Below are 23063 nucleotides of genomic sequence, written 5' to 3'. Positions count from 1 at the left end.
CCTCCGGGGACGGCCGCCGCCGCGGAACGTCAGGCGACGCCGAGGTACGCCTCCTTGACCGCCGGGTCGTGCAGCAACTCCTGACCGGAGCCCTCCTTCACGATCCGACCGGTCTCCAGCACGTAACCCCGGTGGGCCCGGGACAGCGCCTGCTGGGCGTTCTGCTCCACCAGCAGGATCGTGGTGCCCTGCTGGTTGATCTCCGTGATGATGTCGAAGATCTGCCGGATCACCATCGGCGCCAGACCCATCGACGGCTCGTCGAGCAGCAGCAGCTTCGGCCGGCTCATCAGCGCCCGCCCGACGGCCAGCATCTGCTGCTCACCGCCGGAGAGCGTGCCACCGGGCTGCTTGCGCCGCTCGGCGAGACGCGGGAACAGGGTGAGCACCCGGTCGAGGTCGGCGGCGATGCCGGCGGAGTCCCGCCGGGTGTACGCCCCCATGTCCAGGTTCTCCATCACCGTCATGCCGGGGAAGATCTGCCGGCCCTCCGGCGACTGGCACAACCCCCGGACGACCCGCAGGTCCGCCCGGAGCTTGCTGATGTCCTCGCCGTTGAAGGTGATCCGGCCGTTCGACAGGGAGCGCGTGCCGGAGATGGCCCGCATCGTGGTGGTCTTGCCGGCGCCGTTCGCGCCGATCAGGGCCACCACCTCCCCCTCGTTGACCGTGAAGCTGATGCCGTGCAACGCCTCGATCCGGCCGTAGGCGACGGTGACGTCGTCGAGCTCAAGCAGCGTCATCGACGGACTCCCCCAGATACGCGGCGATCACCTTCGGATCGCGGCTGACCTCCGCGGGCGCACCCTCGGCGATCTTGCGGCCGAACTCCAGCACGACGATCCGGTCGGTGACCCCCATGACCAGGCGCATGTCGTGCTCGATGAGCAGGACGGTCAGGCCCATGTCACGGATCTTGCGGATCAGGGTGAGGAGCTCTTCCTTCTCCGCCGGGTTGAAGCCGGCGGCCGGCTCGTCCAGGCAGATCAGCTTCGGTTCGGTCGCCAGCGCCCGCGCGATCTCCAGGCGGCGCTGGTAGCCGTACGGCAGGTTCCGCGCCTCGTCGTTGGCCCGGTCGGCGATGCCGACGAAGCGCAGCAGCTCCATCGCCTTCGCCTCGGCGGCCCGCTCCTCCAGGATGTACCGGGACAGCCCGAACGTCTTGGCGAACGACCGACGCGTCTCCTGCCACGACCGCTGGATCCCCGCCGGGGCGGTGACCTGCGGCAGCTCGTGCGGCTTCGGCTTCAACCGCGGCAACCGGAACAACGCGCCCGGCACGCTCGTCTTGTGCCGGGAGTCCGTCCCGACCATGACGTTCTCCAGCGCGGTCATCTCCGGGAACAGCCGGATGTTCTGGAACGTGCGGGAGATGCCGAGCTGGCTGATCTGGTGCGGCTTGCGGCCGGTCACCTTCTGGCCCTGGAACCGGACCGCCCCGGCGGTCGGCCGGTAGACCCCGGTCATCACGTTGAACGTGGTGGTCTTCCCGGCGCCGTTCGGACCGATCAGACCGAGGATCTCGCCCTCGTGGATCTGGAAGTTGACCCCGTCGAGGGCGACCACGCCGCCGAAGCGGAGCGTGACGTTGTCGACATCGAGCAGCACGGGCCGCGGCCCGGGCTGCGCCGGGATCTTCGGCGCGGCCGTGCTGGTGGTCTCGTCAGACATGAGCGGGCGCCTCCTCTGCCTCCGTCGCACGGTCCTTCAACTCCCGGGCCCGCCGTCCACTGGGGATGAGGCCCTGCGGACGCAGGATCATGACCACGACCATGGCCACACCGAACGCCAACCACCGGTAGTCGGCGAAGTCGCGGAACCGCTCCGGCAGATACGCCAGCAGCACCGCGCCCAGCGAGACACCGATCATGTTGCCGGAGCCGCCGACCACGACCATGGCCACGAAGAGGATGGAGAGGTTCGCGTTGAACTGGGTGGGGTCGATGAACGCGTTCCGACTGCCGAAGAGGAACCCGGACAGGCCGCCGAGCGCCGCGCCGATGGCGAACGCCCAGAGCTTGAACTTGAACGGGTACACACCCATCACCGCCGCGGCGTCCTCGTCCTCGCGGACGGCGAGCCACGCCCGGCCGACCCGGCTGCGCTCCAGCCGGCGGACCAGGAACACCATGATCAGCACGAACGTGATCGCCAGCCAGTACCAGGGCTTCGCGTCGATCAGGCCGAAGACCTTGTTGTCCGGCGAGGGCGCACCCTCCGGGCCGGGAATAGCCGAGATGCCCACCGGGCCGTTGGTCAGCCCGGTGGCGTTCCGGGCCACGATCCGGATGATCTCGCCGAAGCCCAGCGTCACGATGGCCAGGTAGTCACCGCGCAGCCGCAGCGTCGGCCAGCCCAGCAGCACCCCGGAGATCATCGTCAGCACGATCGCGATGAACAGGCAGATCGCCCAGGTCACCGCCCAGGTCGGCGGCAGGTCGAACTCCCGCTGGATCCACTTCACCACCGGCGAGTTCACCGAACCGAACAGCGCCACGCTGTACGCCCCGATGGCGAAGAAGCCGATGTAGCCCAGGTCGAGCAGGCCGGCGAGGCCGACCACGACGTTCAGACCGATCGCGACCAGCACGTAGATGGCGCAGACGAAGAGCACACCCGCCCAGTTGTTGCCGCCCTGGATCGAGTCGGTGCGCAACCAGGTCAGGCCCGGAATGCCGAGCCACGGCAGGTAGTAGAGGATCGCCACGAAGGCGGCCAGCCCGAGGGCCTGCTGCCACTTCGTCAGCGCCCGCCAGCGGTCGCCGATGCCGGTCAGCAGGCTCACCCGGCGACGGTCGGCGGAGCGAACTTTGTCGATCATGCGCGGGCCCTCCCGAGCGACTCGCCCAACAGACCGGTCGGCCGGAACATCAGCACCACGATCAGCACCACGAAGGCGATGACGTCCTCCCAGTTGGACGCGAAGAGCGTGGCGCCGTAGACCTCGACGATGCCGAGGAAGAGGCCACCCAGCAGCGCGCCGCGCAGGTTACCGATACCGCCCAGCACCGCGGCGGTGAACGCCTTGAGCCCGAGCACGAAACCGATGCTGTTCTGCGTGAAGCCGAACCGCATGCTCCACAGCAGAGCGGCGGCGCCGGCCATGATGCCACCGAGCACGAAGATCAGCATGATCACGCGCTCCTGGTTGACGCCCATCAGCGCGGCGGTCTCCGGGTTCTGCGCCACCGCCCGCACGCCGCGGCCATAGCGGGTGCGGTTGATGAACCAGTCCAGCACCGCCATCATCGCCACGGCCGCGACGAAGACGATCAGCTGGATGTTCGTGATCGCCGTGTTGCCGATGGTGAACAGGGTCTCCTGCTGGACGATCGTCGGCATACCGACGATCTGCCGGGGCCGGCCGAACGCCGCCGGCAGAACACCACCGAGCAGCTTGGGCAGCACCTGGCCGAAGAGCTCCACGAAGACCAGCGAGAGGCCGATCGCGGTGATCAGGAAGATCAGCGGCGGCGCGTTCTTACGGCGCAGGGGGCGGTAGGCGATCCGCTCCAGCGCCAACGCCGTGCCGCCCGAGGCCACCGCGGCGACGAGCAGGCCGAGCACCAGGAAGAGGATCGCCTGGCCGACGGGCGGGTTGTTCTCCACACCGAGCTGGTTCCACAGGATCAGCACCGCGAAGGTGCCGACCATGAAGACCTCGGAGTGCGCAAAGTTGATCAGGCGAAGGACGCCGTAGACGAGGGTGTAGCCGAGGGCGATGAGGGCGTAGATCGCACCCTTGGAAAGCCCGTCGACCGTGTGTTGGCCGAGGTGGCCAATCAGTTCATCAAAATGCACCGGGGGTCTCCTTGAATCGAGTGCGGCCGGGGTGAACGACCCCGGCCGCACTCCATCGCGTAGGGCGTCAGCTGAGCTTGAGCTCCTGCAGCGGCTCGATCGCCGTGCCCTTGATCTGGTAGGCCCAGATGACGACCTTCGTCGGGTCGACGTCACCCTTCGAGTCGAACTTGATGTACTTCGACACGCCCTGCTTGTCGTACGACTTCACGTACGCCAGGATGTCCGCCCGGCTCTTCTTGCCGTCCTTGAAGGCGTCCAGGTAGATCTTCGCGGCGTCGAAGCCCTCGGCACCGTAGGAGCCCGGCGCGATGCCGTACTCCTTCTGGTAGTCCGCGGAGAAGGTGCCGCCGGCCTTGTCGGCCGGGAGGCACGGGCAGGTGATGATGGCGCCCTCGGCGCCGCCCGACGCACCCTCCGGGAAGGCGGTGTCGTAGAGACCGTCCGGGCCCACGAACTTGGCCTGGACACCGGCGGCGCGCATCTGCTTCACCAGCGGCGCGGCCTCACGGGTGTAACCGCCGTAGAAGACGAAGTCCGCCTGCGCCGACTTGATCTTCGAGATGGTGGCGTCGAACTGCGCCTGCCGCTCCTGGATCTTGTCCTTGTTCACGACCAGCGGGCCCAGCTGCTTGCCCAGCTCCTCGGTGATACCGGCGCCGTAGGCGCTGGCGTCATCGATCATGAAGACCTTCTGCGCGTTCTGCGACTTGAGGTAGGTCGCCACCGCGCCGGCCTGCGTGCCGTCGTTGCCGACCACCCGGAAGAAGGAGGTGTTGCCCTTCTGGGTCAGGTCGGTCCGGGTCGCCGACGGGGCGACCATCGCCAGGCCCGCGGCCTGGTAGATCGGCATCGTCGCGTCCGACTCACCGGAGAAGTGACCGCCGATGACACCGAGGAACGAGTTGTCACCCGCGATCTGGTTCGCGAACGGGGTCGCCACCGCCGGGTCACCCTGGGTGTCGAACTCCTGCATGGTGACCTTGCAGTTCGGGTTCGCCTCGTTGAACTGCTTCACGGCGAGCTTCGCGCCGTTCAGCGACGGGATGACCAGACCCGCATTGTCGCCGGTGAACGCTCCGAAGATCGCAATCTTGCCACCGCAGTCGCCCGACGCGGTGCCAGCCTCGCCGCCCGAGTCCTGGCAACCAGCGGCCACGACCAGGGTCGCGGCGAGCGCGGCGGTGCTCAGCGCCCGTACATAGCTTCGCCTCACGGCTTCCTGACCTCCTCCAGATGCGGGCTCGCGCTGACCCGACAACCGGGGACAGCAGCAACCCGCAATTCCACCCACCCCGCAGGGACGCCCCCTGCGTTACGGCTCGTGATGGCGGAGCGTACAGACATGACAGACCGTCTCGGAAGGCCTACTGGCGGGGTCTGCGAAACCGTTACGAAGACGCGCGCGAATCCTCAGATAGTTGTCACAGGTCAATCCGACTTACGGTCCTTAGGTGCCTGCAACGGGGGCGACGAACGGCGTTCGCCGGCTCGCCCACCACGCAATTGACCCGACGGCCGACCGCCCGCGACCCAGCGGTCACCGCGTATTCGATCAGCTACCCAGCGTGATGAGGCCCTGGTCGTCCGGCCTCAAGGTCCAGACGGGACCGGCGCCCACCACAACCCGGCACGCGACCCGTCGTCCACCGCCAGCCACCAGCGGTCCCCGACCGCCACCACCGCCACGTCCCGGTCGGTCCCGGCCGTCGGCGACACCGGAGTCCACACCGGGCGCCACGTCCCGCCCCGGTCCGCCGACTCCCACACCGAATGCCGCTCACCGTCGGCCACCGCGGCCACCAGGCGACCACCGGCCGCGACCAGGCCCGTCACCGACGGGACCCCGGCACCGGCCCGCCGACCGAACGCGCCCGCCGCCACCCACCCGGACGACTCCCGCCGCCAGGCACCGAACGTGCCGCCCCGCAGGCCCACCGCCACCGGCACCCCGTCGACCACCGTGACCCGCTGCAACTCCTCGTAGTCCCGGCCGCCCGGCAGCACCGTCCGCCGCCACGAACGCCCGTCCGCCGACACCCAGACCGCCGGATCCCGGTCGATCCGCCCCGCCGGCAGGACACCGCCCACCGCGAGCCAACCTTCCGGCCCGGCCACCGCGTCGAACGCCCAGCTGACCCCCGCCGCGTCACTCGCCAACTGCGGCGCGCCCTCCACCAGCGCGAACTCCGCGGCATCGGACGACACCCAGGCCGCCGCCCCGCTCGACCGGTTACCCGTGATCAACCAACCGCCCGGACCGCCGGCCAACCGCGACACGTTGACCGCCTTCGGCCCGCCGAACGTCTCGAACGGCGCCTGCACCTCCACCAGACCGCCGTCCGAAGCCTGCCGCCATGTGCTCACCCGCGGGTAACCGTGGGCGCCGCCCACCTTCGCGCCGATCACCGCGGCCACACCGTCGCGGCAGCCCACCGCGTAGAGCACGTTCTGGCGCCCGTAGAACGAATCCGCGCGGACCGGCACACTGCGCCAGGCCACGCCATCCACGCTCGTCCACGCCGCCGGACGGGTGCCGCCCGCGGAATCCGCGACGCCCCCCACCACGAACCAGTGGCCGGCGCAGGCCACCGCGTCGCGCAGCAGCAACCGGCCCGCGGGACCGGGCGGCGCGGGCAGGTCGAGCGACTGCCAACCGACCTCGACCGGCCGTGGCTCGTCGTCGCCGTCCGAGCCACCGGACGTGCAGCCGCCGAGCAGCACGACGACGACACCGAACACCGCGACCACCCGTCGAACGGACACGGATCCGATGCTATCGATCAGGGGTCGCGCGACGCGCCCCCCGACCGTCCGCCCTCAGGAGGCCGGGCGGGTCACCTCACCACCGGCCGTCTCGGCGATGATCCGCTCGGCGACCTCCTTCATGGTCATCCGGTGGTCCATCGCCGTGCGTTGGATCCACTTGAACGCCTGCGGCTCGGTCATCCCGTACGTCGTCATCAGCGCGCCCTTGGCGCGCTCGACCGTCTTGCGGACCTCCAGCCGGTCGGTCAGACCGGCGACCTCCGACTCCAGCGCGGCGATCTCGGAGTAGCGGGAGAGGGCGATCTCCACCGCCGGCACCAGGTCGCTCTTCTGGAAGGGCTTCACGAGGTACGCCATCGCGCCCGCCGCCCGCGCCCGCTCCACCAGGTCCCGCTGGCTGAAAGCGGTGAGGATGATCACCGGAGCGATCCGGGCGCCGGCGATCCGCTCGGCCGCGGCCAGCCCGTCCATGATCGGCATCTTGATGTCGAGAATGACCAGGTCAGGCTTGAGTTCCTCGGCCAGCCGGACGGCGGTCTCACCGTCACCGGCCTCCCCCACCACCTCGTAGCCCTCTTCCACCAGCATCTCGGCCAGGTCCAGCCGGATGAGCGCCTCGTCCTCGGCGATCAGTACGCGCCTGCGCTCGGCATCCGTCTGCGTCTCGGCCACGAGCCCTACCCCCACCAGTCAGAACCCGACACCGCCGTACCGGGTGTCGCAGCCCTTAGCGTAGTGGGTACCCTGATCGGGCTGAACCACAGAAGCCCCTGTACTCCAACCGGAAGAGAGACGGAGCTCAAACCTCCGACAGTGTGGGTTCGAGTCCCACCGGGGGCACCGAATGTCGTACGCACGTTCGACCATCGGCGCGTGCATCCACCCCATCTGAGAGCCCGCGCCCGCGCTCTCCGGGCGCAGGCAACAACATCCGATCGGTGGCGCGCAGCCTCCCGCTGCGCCCCGACGTCGACAATCCGACAGACCCAGCTGCCTACTCATACCTCCTCGGCCTCAACGGGCACCTGGTCACCTCCGCCCGGGTCCCGGTGCTCCGCATCGCGTGCGCCGCGTCCTACCCCGATCTTGTCGAGGCCTGCGCGCAGAGCATGCTCGCCGTGCTCGCCACCCGGGTGCAGCGGATTCAGAAGGTCGGTTGCGTCTCCGTCGAGAGCAGTGGAGCGCACTGGCCCTGCCTGCTCCCCCAGCACGGCCCGGGCCGGAAGCACGAACGGCCGATCGTCCTCGCCGGGTGGCAACGCGAGATCGTCACCGCCCACCCGGGTGATCTCCTGCGGGGCCTGTTCCGGTCCGACGGCGCGCGCTTCGGGAACCGGGTGCGGGTGCGCGGCAAGGATTACGTCCATCCGCGCTACATGCTCAGCAACAAGTCGACCGACATCATGGGCCTCTGTCAGTGGGCGCTGGACCTGCTGGGCATCGCGTGGCGGATGAACCGCCCCGACTCGCTGTCGGTGGCCCGTCGGGATGCGGTCGCCGCGCTCGACCGCCACGTCGGGCCGAAGTCCTGACGTTCCCGGCGGGTCCCCGGTCGTCGGCACCGGTCCGCGTCTCCGGCGGATCACGTCCCGCCGGAGCGTGAGCCTGTCTGTCGGGGGCCGCGGGTCAGACGACGCGGGCGAGCGCCTGGGTGAGGTCGGCCCGCAGGTCCTCGGGGTCCTCCAGGCCGACCGAGATGCGTAGCAGCCCGCCGGCCGGCTTCGCGTCGCCCTCGACGGGGCGGTGGGTCAGCGAGGCGGGGTGCTGGATGAGGGTGTCCACGCCGCCGAGCGACACGGCGTGGGTGATGAGGCGGCAGGCGCCGGCGACGGTCGCGGCGGCGGGTGCGCCGCCGCGTACGTCGATGGCGAGGAGGCTGCCGGTGCCGGACATCTGGCGGCCGACCAGCCCGGCCGGGTCGTGCCGGGAGGGGTGATGCACCTGGGCGACGGCGGGGTGGTCGGCGAGCCAGGCGGCGAGCTTCTCGGCGCCGGCCTGTTGGGCGCGGACCCGCACGGGGAGGGTCTGCAGGCCGCGGTGCAGCAGGTAGGCGCCGAGGGGGTGCAGGATCGCGCCGGTGAGCGCGCGGACCCGGCGCAGGCGGGCGGCCCACTCGGCGTCGCAGGCGACGGCGCCGGCGAGGACGTCGCCGTGGCCGCCGATGCTCTTGGTGGCGCTGTGTAGGACGAGGGTGGCGCCGTGGCGGGCGGGCTGCTGGAGGACGGGGGTGGCGACGGTGTTGTCGACCAGGAGCGGCACGTCGCCGGCGGCGTCGGCGAGGGCGGCGATGTCGACGAGGTCGAGGGTGGGGTTGGCGGGGGTCTCGGCGACGACGAGGGCGGTGTCGGGGCGGACGGCGGCGCGGACCTCGGCGGGCCGGGCCCAGGTGACGGTGGTGCCGAGCAGGCCGGTGGCGAGCACGTGATCGGTGCCGCCGTAGAGGGGGCGGACGGCGACGACGTGCCGGCGGCCGTCGCGGGTGGCGGCGAGCAGGGCGGCGGTGAGGGCGGCCATGCCGCTGGCGAAGGCGACGACGTCGGTGGTGCCTTCGAGGTCGGCGAGCGCGCTCTCGAAGCGGGCGACGGTGGGGTTCCAGAGCCGCTGGTAGACGGCGCTGCCGCCGGCGGGGAGGGGTCCGCCGGTGGCGTTCACATGCCCCCTGTGTCGAATGATGTGCGACTGTTGCCGGCGCTGGACGACGTGGATCGCGCGATCCTCGCCGAGCTGGCGGCCGACGGCCGGCTGCCGAACAACGCCCTGGCCGAGCGGGTCGGGGTGGCCCCCTCGACGTGCCTGTCCCGCACGCGGGTGCTGCGCGAGCGCGGTGCGATCCGTGGTTTCCACGCCGACGTGGACCCGGCCGCGCTGGGGTTGCCGTTGCAGGCGCTGGTCTCGGTGCGGTTGCGGGAGCACGAGCGGCCGGCGGTGGACGCGTTCCGGTCCCGGTCGGTGCGGCTGCCCGGAGTGGTGTCGGTGTTCCACGTGGCCGGTGCGGAGGACTACGTGCTGCACGTGCGGGCCGCGTCGGCGGACGCGCTGCGCGACTTCGTGCTCGATCACCTGGCGGTGGATCCGGCGGTGCAGCACACCCAGACCAGCCTCATCTTCGAGCAGGCCCGCGGGGTGGGTTGAGCGCGAGCGGGAACAAATCCGGCGCGGTACGGGTTGGCCTCGCGTGTGATCGACGTACCGCTCTCCGTTCTTGACCTCGCACCGGTCGCCGCCGGCTCCTCCGCCGGCGAGGCCCTGCGGCACACCACCGAGCTGGCCCGGCGCACCGAGGAGCTGGGTTACCACCGTTTCTGGGTGGCCGAGCACCACAACATGCCCGGCATCGCCAGCTCCGCGCCGGCGGTGCTGCTCGCGCACCTGGCGGCGGCGACCTCGACCATCCGGCTCGGTTCGGGTGGTGTCATGCTGCCGAACCACGCGCCGCTGGTGGTGGCCGAGCAGTTCGGCACGCTGGAGGCGCTGCACCCGGGTCGGATCGACCTCGGCATCGGCCGGGCGCCGGGCACCGACCAGGTGACCGCGTTGGCGCTGCGCCGGACGATGGAGGGGCTGTCGGCCGAGGGGTTCCCGCGTGAGCTGGCCGACCTGATGAACTACTTCAGCGGCGAGGAGCCGGGCCCGATCACCGCCACCCCGGGTCGGGGTCTGCAACCGGCGGTCTGGCTGCTCGGTTCCAGCGGCTTCAGCGCCCAGCTGGCCGGCATGCTGGGGTTGCCGTTCTCCTTCGCGCACCACTTCAGCGCGCAGAACACGCTGCCCGCTCTCACGCTCTACCGGCAGAGCTTCCGGCCGTCGCGGTGGTTGGACGAGCCGTACGCGATGGTGGCGGTCAACGCCGTCTGCGCGGACACCGACGAGCGGGCGGAGTGGCTGGCCGCGCCGGCCGGGCTCTCGTTCCTGAAGCTGCGCTCGGGCCGGCCGGGCCCGCTGCCGACGCCCGAGGAGGCGGCGGAGTACCCGTACACGGAGGTCGAGCGGGAGTTCGTGCTGCAGCGCCGGGAGGGCCAGGCGATGGGCTCCCCGGAGACGGTACGGCGGCAGCTCGGTGACCTGTTGGAGCGCACGGGCGCGAACGAGCTGATGCTCACCACGCTGGTGTACGACGTCGAGGACCGGGTGCGCTCGTACGAGTTGATCGCCGAGCAGGTCGTCGGCGGGCTGCGTCGGGGCGCCTGAAACACGATCTTCACGCTGGCGTCACCCCCGCGACCCGGACGGTACCTAGTTTTGAGTCCGGTGGTGGTACGGCATTTCCGGTCGGGACGGGTCGGAGATGCCGCGGTGTGGCGCACCGGGCCGGAGCTGTGCGGATTCCGCGGCTGCGGCCCGGTGCCTGCCGCCGGCCCGGTGCGGCCCTCCCCTCTTGCGACCCGGCTCGATTGTTGATCGACTCCACGGGTGGCCGAGCACATGGATCCCGAGGAGTTCCGCCGCGCCGGTTACGCGGTGGTGGACTGGATCGCCGACTACTGGTCGACGTTGGGGCAGCGCCCGGTGGTGTCGTCCGACCCGCCCGGGGCCCTCGCGGCGGCGCTGCCGGCCGGGCCGCCGGTGGACGGTGAGGCCATCGACGCGGTCCTCGCCGACCTGGACGCGCTGGTCGCGCCTCGGCTGACCCACTGGCAGCACCCCGGCTTCTTCGGCTACTTCCCGGCCAACACCTCGGGGCCGAGCGTCCTCGGCGACCTGGTCAGCTCCGGGCTGGGCGTGCAGGGGATGCTGTGGGCGACCAGCCCGGCCTGCACCGAGCTGGAGACGGTGATGATGGACTGGCTGGCCGGGCTGCTCGACCTGCCGCGGCGGTTCCGGTCGGACACTCGCGGTGGCGGGGTCATCCAGGACTCCGCGTCGTCGGCCACCCTGGTGGCCACCCTGGCCGCGCTGCACCGGGCCGGCGGCGGCCGCTGGCGGGAGGTCGGCGTCGACCGGCGTTACCGGGCCTACACGTCGACCCACGGGCACTCCTCCATCGAGAAGGCCGCCCGGATCGCCGGGTTGGGCGCCGACGGGGTACGCGCGGTCGAGGTGGACCCGGTCAGCCAGGCGATGCGGCCGGACGCGCTGCGCGCGGCGATCGAGGCGGACCGGGCTGCCGGTGACGTACCGGCGATCGTCGTGGCGACCGTCGGCACCACCTCCACCACGGCTGTCGACCCCCTGCCGGAGATCGGGGCGATCTGCGCGGAATACGGGATCTGGCTGCATGTGGACGCCGCGTACGCCGGTGCGGCCGCGGTCTGTCCGGAGCTGCGCTGGTCGCACGCCGGGGTGGAGTTCGCCGACTCGTACTGCTTCGACCCGCACAAGTGGCTGCTGACCGGGTTCGACTGCGACGCGTTCTGGGTGGCCGACCGGGGTGAGCTGGTCGAGGCGCTGACCGTGATGCCGGAGTTCCTGCGCAACGCGGCGACCGAGTCGGGTGCGGTGCTCGACTACCGGGACTGGCAGGTGCCGCTGGGTCGCCGGTTCCGGGCGCTGAAGCTGTGGTTCGTGCTGCGCTGGTACGGCGTCGAAGGGCTGCGCGCGCACGTACGCCGCGGGGTGGCGTTGGCCGCCCGGTTCGCCGAGCGGGTACGCGCCGACGACCGGTTCGAGCTGGCCGCCGCGCACCCGTTCTCGCTGGTGTGCTTCCGGCTGCGGGCCGGTGACGAGGTCAACGCCGAGCTGCTGGCCCGGGTCAACGGCACCGGCCGGGTCCACCTGACGCACACCCGGGTCGCCGGCCGGTTCACGCTGCGGCTGGCGGTCGGCTCCCCGCAGACCGCCGAGGCGCACGTGGACGAGGCGTGGGCGCTGCTGCGGACCGCCGCCGACGACCTCCTGGCAACCTGAGCGCCGGCACCCGGCGAACGGTGATCGACTCGGGAACCTTGACGTCGGGGTGTCCCGCCACCGTGACACCCCGACGTCACGGATCCCGAGTCGATCTCCTGCCGCCTCCGGGTCAGGAGTCCACCGCGACCGGCAGCCGGCGCGACTGCTCGCCCCCGGTGGCCACGACAGACGCGGCGCCACCGCGGGCTGCCGCAGCGGCGGTGTCGACGACGCCGCTGGTGGGCGCAGGCTCGGCGAGCGCCTGGACGTGGCGGGTGCGGCGGAGCGCCCGGACGGCGAGCGTCAGGGCGGTCAGCCAGCCGGCGGCGAGCAGCCCGTAGACCAGGGCCGACAGCGGGGTCCCGACCTCGCCGGCGCGCAGCAGGGTGCGGGCGTTGGTCAGGACGATCACGCCGCCGACGGCGGCCCCGAGCAGCTGGGCCGGGACGATCCGTACCAGCCAGGCGGCGACCGGTGCGGCGATCAGGCCGCCGACCAGCAGGGCGGCCACGGTCGGCAGGAGGAAACCCTCGGAGCCGAGGCCGATCAGGAAGCCGGCGCTGGCCGCGACGGCCACCACGGTCTCGGCGGTGTCGACCGAGCCGATCACCTTGCGCGGCTCCAGGCGGCCGGAGACCAGCAGCGCCGGCGTGGCGACGGGACCCCAGCCTCCGCCGCCGGTGGCGTCGACGAACCCGGCGACCAGGCCCAGTGGGCCGAGGAACCGCCCCCGCAGGCGGCCCCCGGTGGTTGCGGAGCGCAGCGGCCGGGTGAAGCGCACCAGCAGGTACGCGCCGAGGGTGAACAGGATGGCGGCCATCCACGGCGCGGCCGACTCGGTGGAGAGGGAGCTGAGGACGGTGGCACCGGCGAACGCGCCGAGCGCGCCGGGCAGGGCGATCCGGGAGACCACCCGCCAGTCGACGTTGCCGAACCGCCAGTGCGCGACGCCGGCGGCGAGCGTGGTGCCGACCTCCGCGAGGTGCACCGAGGCGGACGCGGCGGCCGGAGCGACCCCGGCGACCAGCAGCAGGGTGGACGAGGTCAACCCGTACGCCATGCCGAGTGAACCGTCGACCAGCTGAGCGGCGAGCCCGACCAGGGCGAGGACCAGCAGCTTGCGCACGAGGCACCCCCGGGCTTTTCGGCATGACCTATCGACTTGGTCGACAATGCGCCACGGGGGTGCCCCGGTCAAGTCCCCGATCGATGGGTGGGACGCCGTCCGCCCAACCAGGCGCGCCCGCCCAGGTCGAACGGCTCAGGTCGGAGGGGCCGGCTCAGGTCCAGGCGCGCGGGTCGGCGACCAGCTCGGTCACCCGCGGCGGCAGCGTGCCGGCGGCGACGTCGGCCACGGTCACCAGCTCCAGGATCTCCCGCTCGCTGGCCCGCAACGCGATCCAGACCTCCTGGAGGGAGCGGGCGGCGCCGTGGTAGCCGAGGTCCTCCGGTCGCTGTCCGCGTACGTGAGCCAGCGGCCCGTCGATCACCCGGATCACCTCGGCCAGGGAGATCTCCTCCGCCGGGCGGGCCAGCCAGTAGCCGCCCTCCGGGCCCCGCTGGGCGTTCACGACGCCGCCGCGACGCAGCTGCAGCAGGATGCTCTCCAGGAACTTCGGCGGGATCTCCTGCGCCCGGGCGATCTGGTCGGCCGTCACCGGGCGGCCCCGGCCGGGGCCGCTCGCCGTCGCCGCGAGCTCGGCGACGGCGCGGAGGGCATAGTCGACCCGGGCGGAGAGGCGCATGCCGGCAAGGTTAGCGGCCTGGTCAGCGGACCAGGCCGCCGCCCCTGCACGAATCGATCACGCACCCACGCGGCGCAGCAGACCCTCCTGGACCGCGCTGGCGATCTGCTGGCCGTCGGTGGTGAACATGCGGCCGGTGGCCAAACCGCGCGCGTCGGACGCGGACGGGCTCCAGCAGTCGTAGAGGAACCACTCGTCGGCGCGGAACGGGCGGTGGAACCACAGGGCGTGGTCCAGGCTCGCGCCCACCAGGCCACCCGGCCCCCACACCTCGCCGTGCACCGAGAGCACCGAGTCGAGCAGGGTGAGGTCGGAGGCGTACGTCAGCGCGCAGGCGTGCAGCAGCGGATCGTCGGGCAGCTTGCCGTCGATCCGCATCCAGACCCGCTGTTGGGGGTCGGCGGGGCGGTCGCCGGGGCGCACCCAGCCGGGCTCGCCGACGTAGCGGACGTCGATCGGTCGAGGGATCTGCCCCCAGATGCCGAGCCGCTCCGGGTAGCGGGCGAGCCGCTCGGTCATCGTCGGAACGTCCTCCGGCCCCGGCACGTCCGGTGGCGCCGGCGCCTGGTGGTCCAGGCCCTCCTCCGCCCGGTGGAACGACGCCGACATGAAGAAGATCGGCTTGTCGTGCTGGAGGGCCACCGACCGGCGTACCGAGAAGGAGCGCCCGTCGCGGACGTTCTCCACCTGGTAGTCGATCGGCTCGGACGGGTCGCCGGGGCGCACGAAGTAGCCGTGCAGGGAGTGCACGAAGCGCTCCGGGTCGACCGTGCGGCCGGCGGCGACGAGCGCCTGGCCGGCGACCTGGCCGCCGTAGACCCGCTGCGGGCCCACCGGGGGACTCATCCCCCGGAAGGCCATCTCGCCGTTCGGCGTGAGGTCGAGGACCTCCAGCAGCTGGTCCACCGCGGCCTGGCCGACGGCGACCGGCGGGTTGCTCACTGCAGGGCCCGTGCCGACGCCGCGTCCACCAGCGATCCGAGCTGGTGCACCCGCAGCGTGTTGGTGGAGCCCGGGGTGCCGGGCGGGCTGCCGGCCACGATCACCACGTAGTCACCCGGGTTGGCCCGGTTGAGGCCGAGCAGCGCCTGGTCGACCTGGCGGAACATGTCGTCGGTGTGCTGCACGAACGGCATCAGGAACGTCTCGACGCCCCAGCAGAGCGCGAGCTGGTTGCGCACCTCGGGGACCGGGGTGAAGGCCAGCAGCGGGAGGTCGCAGTGCAGCCGGGAGAGCCGCCGGACGGTGTCACCGGTCTGCGAGAACGCCACCATCGCCTTGGCGCCGATGGCCCGGGCGATCGAGGAGGCGGCGACGGTGAGCGCGCCACCGTGCGTACGCGGGTCGTGCTGGAGCCGCGGCACGGCGATCGAGCCGGCCTCGGTGGTCGTCACGATCTTGGCCATGGTGCTGACGGTGAGCACCGGGTACTTGCCCACGCTGGTCTCGCCGGACAGCATCACCGCGTCCGCGCCGTCGAGCACCGCGTTGGCCACGTCCGAGGCCTCGGCGCGGGTCGGGCGGGAATTCTCGATCATGGAGTCGAGCATCTGGGTGGCCACGATGACCGGCTTGGCGTTCTCCCGGCACAGCTGCACGGCCCGCTTCTGCACCAGCGGGACCTGGTCCAGCGGCAGCTCGACGCCGAGGTCGCCGCGGGCGACCATGACCCCGTCGAAGGCCAGCACGATGGCCTCCAGGTGGTCCACCGCCTCCGGCTTCTCGACCTTGGCCAGCACCGGGCGGCGGACGCCCTCCTCGTCCATGATCGAGTGGACGAGCTTGATGTCGTCGGCCGAGCGGACGAACGACAGCGCGATCATGTCGACGCCGAGACCGAGGGCGAAGCGCAGGTCCTCCGCGTCCTTCTCCGACAGCGCCGGGACGCTGACCGCCACGTTGGGCAGCGAGACGCCCTTGTTGTTGGAGACCGGCCCACCCTCGGTGACCAGGACGCGGATGTCGTTGCCGGTGACGTCGATGACCTCGACGGCGACCCGGCCGTCGTCGATCAGTAGCCGATCGCCGGGCTTCACCTCCTGCGGCAGCTTGCGGTAGGTGCAGGAGACCCGCTCCTTGGTGCCGAGGATGTCGTCGCCGGTGATCACGACGGAGTCGCCGGTGCGCCACTCGTGCGGGCCGTCGGCGAACCGGCCCAGCCGGATCTTGGGGCCTTGGAGGTCGGCGAGGATCGCCACCGGCTTGCCGGACGCCTCGGCCGCCTCGCGGACGAGCCGATAGACCGCCTCGTGGTCGGCGTGGCTGCCGTGGCTGAAGTTGAGTCTCGCCACGTTCATCCCGGCCTCTACGAGCCCCCGGATGCGCTCCGGGGAGGAGGTGGCGGGACCAAGAGTGCAGACAATCTTCGCGCGGCGTGTCACGCCCATCAGGCTAGTCTCTCTTCCGGGTCGATCCGGGGGCCGACCCCTTGCGGGCTGCGGAACAATTGTCCAACGTCGCGCGGCATGCGCGCGTCTCGGCGGGTGACACCCCACCGGGGAACGTTGTGACTGCGGCGGGCAACGGCGACCGCGCGCCGGGAATCGTACGCCTCCGGCGTCGGCGCCCACCGGGGTGCTCCCGCACGCCGGTCCAGCTCCGGTGCTCCCGGTCGTCGGGGCGGGCCGGCGCGGCGGGGTCGGGCGGAGGAGCCCCCGGCTCGCTCCCCAGCGACGGGACTCGATGGCGCGACGCTAACACCGAGGGCCGCGCGGCGCCGTCACGATGACGACACCCACCGATGCCTTTCGGCCGTTCAGCTCTCGGTCTTGGCGAGCGGGAACTCCAGCGAGCCGGCCGGGCAGAGGAACGTCATCACGTCCACCCGGTAGAGCCCCGCCTGGACCGCCGGATCGGCCTCCATCACGCTGCGCACGTCCTCCACCGACCCGGTGCGGGCCAGCCCGAACCCGATCGGCGGGTCCGGATTGCGGGCCGGGCCGTCGACCGAGCCGGAGACGAGGATGATTCCGCGCCGTTGCAGCGCCTGCACGTGCTCGGCGTGCTCGGACTGCAGGCGTTGGACCGTCTCGGGCGGCAGCGCCCGGCCGGCGGCGCCGGGATACAGCACGATGCACTCGTACGTGTCGAGCGCGAAGTCGACCTGCGGCACTCCCGTCACTGGCTGCCCCCTCCCGCCGGGTGTCGGGCGGGGCGACCCTCGGTCGACACCGCCGGCACGGGCCCAGCGTCGCACGGCCCGTGGCGGCACAGCGGACGCTCGGCCAATCCGGGCCCCGCCCCGCCCGGTCTCCGCCGGATCGGGCGGTTCCGGTCTCCCCCTGTCGGGTGCGGGTGCTCCGTCCCGCTCCGGCGCCACCGCGCGCCGGGCCACCGGCGTCGGCCGTCGGCCGTCGGCCGCGATCATTCGCCGGCGGGGCGGGGCGGGTGGACCTCGGTGGCCGGCGTCGAGGGGCGCCGGACCAGGTAGCGCAGGTGGGTCACGTGCGGCGAGTCCACCGTGGCGACCCGGTCCAGTTCGATGGGCGCGTCGCCGAGGTGAGCGAACAGGCGGCGGCCCGCGCCGAGCAGCACGGGGGCGAGCTGGACACGGACCTCGTCGACCAGGCCCACGGCCAGGAACTGCTGGCCGACCGCCGCGCCCATGAGGCGTACGTCGCGGTCTCCGGCGGCGGCGGTGGCCCGGGCGAAGGCGTCCCGGACGTCGGTGACGAAGGTGAAGGTGCCGCTCTTCTCGACCCGCTCGGCGAGGGGGTCGTGGGTCAGCACGAAGCAGGGCACCGGAAAGGGGGTGTCGGTCCAGACGTCGATGCCGACGTCGAACGTCCGTCGGCCGAGCACCACCGCGCCGGTGCCCGCCCGCATCCCACGAACGATCTCCGCGTCCACCTCGTTCGCCGAGGCGTCGAAGATCCACTGGTGCAGGCGGAGCCCGCCCACGCCCATCGGGTGCTCCACGCTGACGTCGGGGCCGGCGATGAAGCCGTCCAGCGACATGGTGACGTCCAGCAGTACGCGTGCCATGGCAGCCCCTCGTCGAGCGTCCCGGACCGGCAGGTGTCGACACCGTACCCATCGCGGTGGTGCGGTTCCAGCACGTGACCGAGCGCGGCGCGGTCCGCCGCGCCCGGTGCCGCGTCGCGCGCCGGTGGCCGCGGGCGGGGTCGCGCCCCGCCCGGGGCCGGCCCGGTCAGAGGGCCAGGCAGTTGGGGCGTACGGGGGCGTCGGCCAGCGCGCCGCGGATGACGGTGTACGTGGTGCCGTCGAGCACGAGCCCGAGGTGACCCACCACCCGCAGCGGGCAGTACGACTGGATCAGCACGTTGGTCGCGCCGTCGGCGAGGGTGGCGTTCTGCGTCGGCCGGACCAGTTCGTCCTGCACCGTCCGCACCGTGGTGTAGCGGACCGAGCCGGGGGTGTCGTCGCCGTCGTTCAGGTCGGCGAGGAACGCCGAGCCGATGGTCATCTGCTGGCAGGCGACGACACCGGCGCAGCTGCCGAGGCCGAGGAACTGGAGGATGTTGGCGACGTACGTGCCGTACTGGGGGGTGCCGAGGCTGACGTAGCGCGCGACGGCGGGGGCGCCGCCGAGCCGCTTGAGGTAGTAGCGGGAGACGAGGCCGCCCTCGGAGTGGGCGACCAGGTCGACGGTGGCCGCGCCGGTGGCCGCGCGGACCTGCGCGACGTAGCCGGCGAACGCCCGCGCGGAGGTGGGGATGTCCCCGAGTCCCAGCCCGGGCAGTTGGTAGATGTACACCCGGAAGCCGTCGGCGCGCAGCCGGGCGGCGAGCGGCTCGTACGCGACGGCGACGCCGCTGAGGCCGCCGACGACGATGACCGGACGGGCCGCGGCGGCGCTCACGGCGGCGGCGTCCGTGGCGGTGGCTTCGGGGACCGCGGCGGAGGCGGGAGGGGGTGCCGCGGTGGCGGTGGCCGCGGACGGCGCGGCGAGGACGGCGCCGACGGCGAGGGCGAGGGCCAGGGCGGTCTTTCGGAGCAGCATGGCTGCACCTCCGGTGGGAGGCACCCGGCGTTACCGGGAGGACGGGTGGGGGTGTCCGGTCGACCGTGGATCGATGATGGGGTTAACAATTCAGAAACGTCAATGACAAGTTACGCGCCGGTAACTGTTGTCCCGGCGAGCGCACGATCCGGCATATCGGGCCGCGTTCCGCCGACCGTCCACAGTCGCCGGCGCGGTCGCGACGGCGCGCGCGTCCGCCGCACCCGGGACGCGGCGGAAGGTGGCATGCTGTGCGCCGTGCGCGTCAAGGAGGCCCCGGACGGGCGGCTACGGGTGATGCCGTGGTGGCTGGTGCTGCTGGGCCTGCTCCTCGCCGCGCTGCTGGGCTGGCTGGTCCTGGACTGGCTGCTCGGCGAGGCCGACCGCGCCAGCCAGCCCGACACCCGGGCCACCCTGCGGGTCGACGCGATCCGCACCGGTCTGACCGTGGTGGCCGGCACCGGCGGCGGGCTCGCGCTGCTGCTAGCCGCCCGTCGGCAGTGGATCGGCGAGCGGGCACAGCGGCACCAGGAGGCGGTCGCCGCTCGCGACCAGGAGCACCGGGAGCGGGTGCAGGCGCACACCGAGGCGGTGGCCGCGGCCGCCGAGCGGCACCAGGAGCGGCTGGCCGCCGCTGCCGAACACGACGCCGGTGAGCGCCGCCTGACCGAGCTCTACACGCGCGCGGTCGAGCTGCTCGGAAGCGACAGCGCGGCCGTACGCCTCGGCGGGCTGCACGCCCTGGAGCGGCTCGGCCAGGACCACCCGGCCCAGCGTCCGACGATCGTGGCGGTGCTCTGCGCGTACCTGCGGATGCCGCCGGCCGACGGCGAGCCGCGCGAGACGGAGGTGCGGCGCAGCGCGCAGCGGGTGCTCACCCGGCGCCTGCGACCGGGCGACCCGGCCCACTGGCCGGGCACGGTGCTCGACCTGAGCGGCGCCCGGCTCGACGGGTTCGACGCCAGCGGCTGCGAGTTGGTCGACGCGGACTTCTCCGGGGCGGTGTTCGACGGGGCCACCACGTTCGCCGGCGCCACCGTGCGGGGGCGGCTGCGCCTCGGCGCGGTCCTCGCCGACGCGGTCCTGGACGACCTCGCCGGGGACGGCGAGGTCGTGCTCGACGACGCGCGGTTCACCGGGCGGGCCAGCTTCGACCGGGCCCGGTTCGGGGGCGGCCTCTCCTGCCGGCGGGCCGCGTTCACCGAGCGGGCGTCCTTCCGGGGCGCCGGCTTCGACCGGCCGACCAGTTTCGACGCCGCCCGCTTCGAGGACGGGGCCACGTTCGCGGAGGCCGCGTTCGCGGGTGGCCTGTCGATGGAGCACACCGAGTTCGCCGGGCACGCCGACTTCCGGGGCGCCGGCTTCGCCGACATGGCGCTGTTCCGTTGGACGGTGTTCGCGGCCGAGGCGTGGTTCGAGCGGGCGCGCTTCGCCGGGGCGGCGAACTTCGGCCGCGCCCGCTTCCAGGGCCCGGCGAGCTTCGAGGGGGCGCGGCTGCACCGGCCACCGCAGGTCGACCAGGCCCGGGCCGCCGCCGGCGTCGCGCACGTGTGGCCGGAGGGCACGACGGTGCGGCGGCTCGACGACGAGTGGCTGGTGCTGGTCGACCGCTGAGGGTCAGCGCGGTCCGGTGTAGCGCACCCCGTCGAGGGCCATCGCCAGCACCCGATCCCGCTGGGCCGGCTCCATGAACTGGTAGGCGGTGATGCCGCTGATCAGCCGGATGACGTCCTCGAAGCTGGCGTCCGGCCGGGCCACCCCGGCGTCCTGCGCCCGGCGCAGCAGCGGCTCGCCCGCCGCGAAGATCTCGATGCGGCAGGTGCGGAACACGTCGGAGTCGTGGATCAACTCCTCGGCGAGGGCCCGCTTCGTGGCGGCGTACGCGACGAAGCGGTGCAGCCAGGCGACGAGCGCGTCCCACGGCGGCAGGTCGGACAGGTCGGCGGCCGATCGGCTCAGCGCCTGGACCTCGTCGACGTAGACCGCCTCGAACAGATCCCGGCGGCTGGGGAAGTTGCGGTAGAGGGTGCCGATGCCGACCCCGGCCCGCCGGGCGACCTCCTCCAGCGACGCGCCCGTCCCGCACTCGCCGAAGACGGTGCGGGCCGCGGCGATCAGCGCGTCGTAGTTGCGCCGGGCATCGGCCCGCTTGGGACGCCGCAGGAAGACCTCTCCCAGCTGGTCGGCGCTGGTCATGACGCGCGTCACCTCTTCTCGGTTGCAACCGGAGGGCTACCTCCGCTAGCTTAATGGAGGCACCCCTCCGGAAAAGACCGGAGCCGTGCCTCCGGATAGCGTACTCCGGGATTCGCTCCCTCCCCACTCGTACCCATTGGAGTTCCCTCCGTGATCGAGACCACCCGGCGCGGCTCGCGCCGGCTGACGTTCCTCGTGCTCGCGGCCGGCGCCGGATTCTTCGCGATGCTCCAGTCGCTGATCACCCCGGTGCTGCCCACGATCCAGCACGACCTGCACACCTCCCAGAACACCGTGACCTGGGTGCTGACCGCGTACCTGCTCTCCGCGTCGATCTTCACCCCGATCGTCGGCCGGATCGGCGACATGGTGGGCAAGGAGCGGATGCTCGTCGCGTCCCTGCTCGCCCTCGCGTTCGGCTGTCTGCTCGCCGCCATCGCGCCGAACATCTGGGTGCTGATCATCGCCCGGGTCGTCCAGGGCATGGGCGGCGCCGTGTTCCCGCTGTCGTTCGGGATCATCCGCGACGAGTTCCCCGCCACGCGGGTGAGCTCCGCCGTCGCGTCGATCTCGGCGATCGTCGCCGCCGGCGGTGGCCTGGGCGTGGTGCTCGCCGGCCCGATCGTCGCGGTCCTCGGCTACCGCTGGCTGTTCTGGATCCCGATGGCGATCGTCGGGCTGACCGCCCTCGCCGCGTACCGGTTCGTGCCCGAATCGCCCGTTCGCGCGCCCGGCCGGATCAACTGGCTCGCCGCCGGGCTGCTCTCCGGCTGGCTGGTCGCGCTGCTGCTGCCGATCAGCCAGGGTGCCGCCTGGGGCTGGACCTCCGGTCGCGTGCTCGGCCTGCTGGCGCTGGCCGCCGTGCTCTTCGTCGGCTGGGCGCTGGCCGAGATCCGCTCCACCAACCCGCTGATCGACATGCGGATGATGCGCCTGCCCGGCGTCTGGACGACCAACCTGGTCGCCCTCCTCTACGGCGGTTCGATGTTCGCCGTCTACGCCTTCCTGCCGCAGTTCGTGCAGACCCCGACCTCCGCCGGCTACGGCTTCGGCGCGAGCATCAGCCAGGCCGGCCTGCTCATGCTGCCCATGCTCGTCGCGATGTTCGTCGCCGGCATCGCCGCCGGCCGCCTCGAGGCGCGGTTCAGCGCCAAGGCCCAGCTCGCGACGGGCGCCGCGTTCAACGTGGTCGCCTCGGCGATGCTGGCGGTCGCGCACGACAGCCGCCTGGAGGTCGCCGTCGCCGGCGGGCTCGTGGGCCTCGGCATCGGGCTCGCGTTCGCCTCGATGGCGAACCTGATCGTGGCCAACGTCCCGGCGTCGCAGACCGGCGTCGCGACCGGCATGAACGCCAACATCCGCACCATCGGCGGCGCGATCGGCGCCGCGGTGGTCAGCGGCGTGATCACCGCCCACCCGCAGGCGAGTGGACTGCCCCGTGAGGCCGGTTTCACCATGGGCTTCCTGCTCCTCACCGCGATCGCCCTCGCGGCGGCGGTGGCGGCGTTGGCCGTCCCCTCCGGGCGCCGGGCGCGCGGGCCGCGCCGGCCGTCCGCCGCGACGATCGTCGAGTCGGAGCTGGCCGCCGAGTTCGCGACCATGCCGTCGACCCGGTGACCTGACCCGACAGCGGGGGGGGGGGGGGGGGGCCCCCCCCCCCCCCCGCCCCCCCGCGCCCCCCCCCCCCCCCCCCCCCCCCCCCCCCCCACGGCGCCACGCCCGGCCACCACCACGTACGTGGGAATGATCCCGTCTCACGTCTC

Annotated in this window: 22 protein-coding genes and 1 tRNA gene; 7 read left to right on the top strand and 16 right to left on the bottom strand. The window is 72.5% G+C overall.

Annotation, left to right across the window (positions count from 1 at the left end; translation table 11 throughout):
• Positions 1-29: 29 nt before the first annotated feature.
• From ACIBTV_RS08850 to ACIBTV_RS08820, 7 genes are all read right to left on the bottom strand, one after another.
• Positions 30-743: an ABC transporter ATP-binding protein gene (locus ACIBTV_RS08850; protein ID WP_396703429.1), complete on the bottom strand. Its 714-nt coding sequence runs from the start codon at positions 741-743 to the stop codon at positions 30-32.
• Positions 730-1671 (bottom strand): ABC transporter ATP-binding protein, encoded by a 942-nt coding sequence (locus ACIBTV_RS08845; protein WP_396703428.1) that lies wholly within the window; start codon positions 1669-1671, stop codon positions 730-732. Before ACIBTV_RS08845 ends, ACIBTV_RS08850 begins: the two co-directional genes overlap by 14 nt.
• Positions 1664-2821, bottom strand: a complete 1158-nt coding sequence (locus ACIBTV_RS08840) for a branched-chain amino acid ABC transporter permease (protein ID WP_396703427.1) — start codon at positions 2819-2821, stop codon at positions 1664-1666. The genes ACIBTV_RS08845 and ACIBTV_RS08840 overlap by 8 nt, the downstream gene beginning before the upstream one ends.
• Positions 2818-3801, bottom strand: a complete 984-nt coding sequence (locus ACIBTV_RS08835) for a branched-chain amino acid ABC transporter permease (RefSeq protein ID WP_396703426.1) — start codon at positions 3799-3801, stop codon at positions 2818-2820. Before ACIBTV_RS08835 ends, ACIBTV_RS08840 begins: the two co-directional genes overlap by 4 nt.
• Before the next feature lie 67 nt (positions 3802-3868).
• Positions 3869-5017, bottom strand: coding sequence for a branched-chain amino acid ABC transporter substrate-binding protein (locus ACIBTV_RS08830; RefSeq protein ID WP_396703425.1), 1149 nt, complete (start codon positions 5015-5017; stop codon positions 3869-3871).
• Positions 5018-5394: 377 nt separating this feature from the next.
• Positions 5395-6567, bottom strand: a complete 1173-nt coding sequence (locus ACIBTV_RS08825) for a hypothetical protein (protein ID WP_396703424.1) — start codon at positions 6565-6567, stop codon at positions 5395-5397.
• A gap of 54 nt (positions 6568-6621) precedes the next feature.
• Positions 6622-7242: an ANTAR domain-containing response regulator gene (locus ACIBTV_RS08820; RefSeq protein ID WP_091596917.1), complete on the bottom strand. Its 621-nt coding sequence runs from the start codon at positions 7240-7242 to the stop codon at positions 6622-6624.
• Positions 7243-7336: 94 nt separating this feature from the next.
• On the opposite strand from ACIBTV_RS08820, the gene ACIBTV_RS08815 reads away from it, so the two are divergent.
• Positions 7337-7410, top strand: a tRNA-Leu gene (locus ACIBTV_RS08815).
• 98 nt (positions 7411-7508) lie between these two features.
• Complete coding sequence (locus ACIBTV_RS08810; RefSeq protein ID WP_396703423.1) at positions 7509-8102, top strand: hypothetical protein; 594 nt, start codon at positions 7509-7511, stop codon at positions 8100-8102.
• Between the two features lie 94 nt (positions 8103-8196).
• On the opposite strand, the gene ACIBTV_RS08805 is transcribed toward ACIBTV_RS08810, so the two are convergent.
• On the bottom strand, positions 8197-9222 hold the full coding sequence (locus ACIBTV_RS08805) for a trans-sulfuration enzyme family protein (RefSeq protein WP_396703422.1): 1026 nt from the start codon (positions 9220-9222) through the stop codon (positions 8197-8199).
• Between ACIBTV_RS08805 and ACIBTV_RS08800 the strand changes: the two genes are divergently transcribed.
• The 3 genes from ACIBTV_RS08800 to ACIBTV_RS08790 all read left to right on the top strand — a co-directional run bounded on the left by ACIBTV_RS08800 (position 9223) and on the right by ACIBTV_RS08790 (position 12414).
• Positions 9223-9702 (top strand): Lrp/AsnC family transcriptional regulator, encoded by a 480-nt coding sequence (locus ACIBTV_RS08800; protein ID WP_396703421.1) that lies wholly within the window; start codon positions 9223-9225, stop codon positions 9700-9702.
• A gap of 45 nt (positions 9703-9747) precedes the next feature.
• A complete protein-coding gene (locus ACIBTV_RS08795) occupies positions 9748-10758 on the top strand; it encodes an LLM class flavin-dependent oxidoreductase (RefSeq protein ID WP_396703419.1) in 1011 nt (336 codons plus the stop codon).
• Between the two features lie 222 nt (positions 10759-10980).
• Positions 10981-12414, top strand: coding sequence for a pyridoxal-dependent decarboxylase (locus ACIBTV_RS08790; protein ID WP_396703418.1), 1434 nt, complete (start codon positions 10981-10983; stop codon positions 12412-12414).
• 112 nt (positions 12415-12526) lie between these two features.
• On the opposite strand, the gene ACIBTV_RS08785 is transcribed toward ACIBTV_RS08790, so the two are convergent.
• The 7 genes from ACIBTV_RS08785 to ACIBTV_RS08755 form a co-directional block, all read right to left on the bottom strand.
• Positions 12527-13522 (bottom strand): sulfite exporter TauE/SafE family protein, encoded by a 996-nt coding sequence (locus tag ACIBTV_RS08785; protein ID WP_396703417.1) that lies wholly within the window; start codon positions 13520-13522, stop codon positions 12527-12529.
• Between the two features lie 154 nt (positions 13523-13676).
• Positions 13677-14141: an RrF2 family transcriptional regulator gene (locus tag ACIBTV_RS08780; RefSeq protein WP_396703416.1), complete on the bottom strand. Its 465-nt coding sequence runs from the start codon at positions 14139-14141 to the stop codon at positions 13677-13679.
• Positions 14142-14198: 57 nt separating this feature from the next.
• On the bottom strand, positions 14199-15083 hold the full coding sequence (locus ACIBTV_RS08775) for an acyl-CoA thioesterase (RefSeq protein ID WP_396703415.1): 885 nt from the start codon (positions 15081-15083) through the stop codon (positions 14199-14201).
• Entirely contained in the window at positions 15080-16528 is a 1449-nt protein-coding gene (gene pyk / locus ACIBTV_RS08770) for a pyruvate kinase (protein ID WP_396703414.1), read from the bottom strand. Before pyk ends, ACIBTV_RS08775 begins: the two co-directional genes overlap by 4 nt.
• Positions 16529-16896: 368 nt before the next feature.
• Positions 16897-17262, bottom strand: a complete 366-nt coding sequence (locus ACIBTV_RS08765; protein ID WP_396703413.1) for a YciI family protein — start codon at positions 17260-17262, stop codon at positions 16897-16899.
• Positions 17263-17504: 242 nt separating this feature from the next.
• A complete protein-coding gene (locus ACIBTV_RS08760; protein WP_396703412.1) occupies positions 17505-18125 on the bottom strand; it encodes a dihydrofolate reductase family protein in 621 nt (206 codons plus the stop codon).
• Positions 18126-18291: 166 nt separating this feature from the next.
• Positions 18292-19104: an esterase/lipase family protein gene (locus ACIBTV_RS08755; RefSeq protein ID WP_396703411.1), complete on the bottom strand. Its 813-nt coding sequence runs from the start codon at positions 19102-19104 to the stop codon at positions 18292-18294.
• 258 nt (positions 19105-19362) lie between these two features.
• Here ACIBTV_RS08755 and ACIBTV_RS08750 point away from each other — a divergent pair, with 258 nt between their 5' ends.
• Positions 19363-20718, top strand: a complete 1356-nt coding sequence (locus ACIBTV_RS08750; protein ID WP_396703410.1) for a pentapeptide repeat-containing protein — start codon at positions 19363-19365, stop codon at positions 20716-20718.
• Positions 20719-20721: 3 nt separating this feature from the next.
• Here ACIBTV_RS08750 and ACIBTV_RS08745 read toward each other — a convergent pair whose 3' ends face one another.
• Complete coding sequence (locus ACIBTV_RS08745; RefSeq protein WP_396703409.1) at positions 20722-21300, bottom strand: TetR/AcrR family transcriptional regulator; 579 nt, start codon at positions 21298-21300, stop codon at positions 20722-20724.
• Positions 21301-21450: 150 nt separating this feature from the next.
• Between ACIBTV_RS08745 and ACIBTV_RS08740 the strand changes: the two genes are divergently transcribed.
• The gene (locus ACIBTV_RS08740) at positions 21451-22917 is read left to right on the top strand and encodes an MFS transporter (protein WP_396703408.1); all 1467 of its coding nucleotides are present in this window, start codon (positions 21451-21453) and stop codon (positions 22915-22917) included.
• Positions 22918-23063: the final 146 nt, after the last annotated feature.

The sequence above is a fragment of the Micromonospora sp. NPDC049366 genome (assembly GCF_044466625.1).
In the GTDB taxonomy this organism is placed as follows: domain Bacteria; phylum Actinomycetota; class Actinomycetes; order Mycobacteriales; family Micromonosporaceae; genus Micromonospora.
The sequence above is the reverse complement of the archived record's forward strand: the minus strand, read 5'-3'. Positions and strand labels throughout refer to the sequence as shown.

What these genes read in the sequence shown, in the direction of transcription:
- ACIBTV_RS08780 (WP_396703416.1), bottom strand. Translation starts at nt 14,141, where the DNA reads ATGCGCCTCTCCGCCCGGGTCGACTATGCCCTCCGCGCCGTCGCCGAG.
- ACIBTV_RS08745 (WP_396703409.1), bottom strand. Translation starts at nt 21,300, where the DNA reads ATGACCAGCGCCGACCAGCTGGGAGAGGTCTTCCTGCGGCGTCCCAAG.
- ACIBTV_RS08760 (WP_396703412.1), bottom strand. Translation starts at nt 18,125, where the DNA reads ATGGCACGCGTACTGCTGGACGTCACCATGTCGCTGGACGGCTTCATC.
- ACIBTV_RS08840 (WP_396703427.1), bottom strand. Translation starts at nt 2,821, where the DNA reads ATGATCGACAAAGTTCGCTCCGCCGACCGTCGCCGGGTGAGCCTGCTG.
- ACIBTV_RS08755 (WP_396703411.1), bottom strand. Translation starts at nt 19,104, where the DNA reads ATGCTGCTCCGAAAGACCGCCCTGGCCCTCGCCCTCGCCGTCGGCGCC.
- pyk (WP_396703414.1), bottom strand. Translation starts at nt 16,528, where the DNA reads ATGGGCGTGACACGCCGCGCGAAGATTGTCTGCACTCTTGGTCCCGCC.
- ACIBTV_RS08800 (WP_396703421.1), top strand. Translation starts at nt 9,223, where the DNA reads ATGCCCCCTGTGTCGAATGATGTGCGACTGTTGCCGGCGCTGGACGAC.
- ACIBTV_RS08850 (WP_396703429.1), bottom strand. Translation starts at nt 743, where the DNA reads ATGACGCTGCTTGAGCTCGACGACGTCACCGTCGCCTACGGCCGGATC.
- ACIBTV_RS08845 (WP_396703428.1), bottom strand. Translation starts at nt 1,671, where the DNA reads ATGTCTGACGAGACCACCAGCACGGCCGCGCCGAAGATCCCGGCGCAG.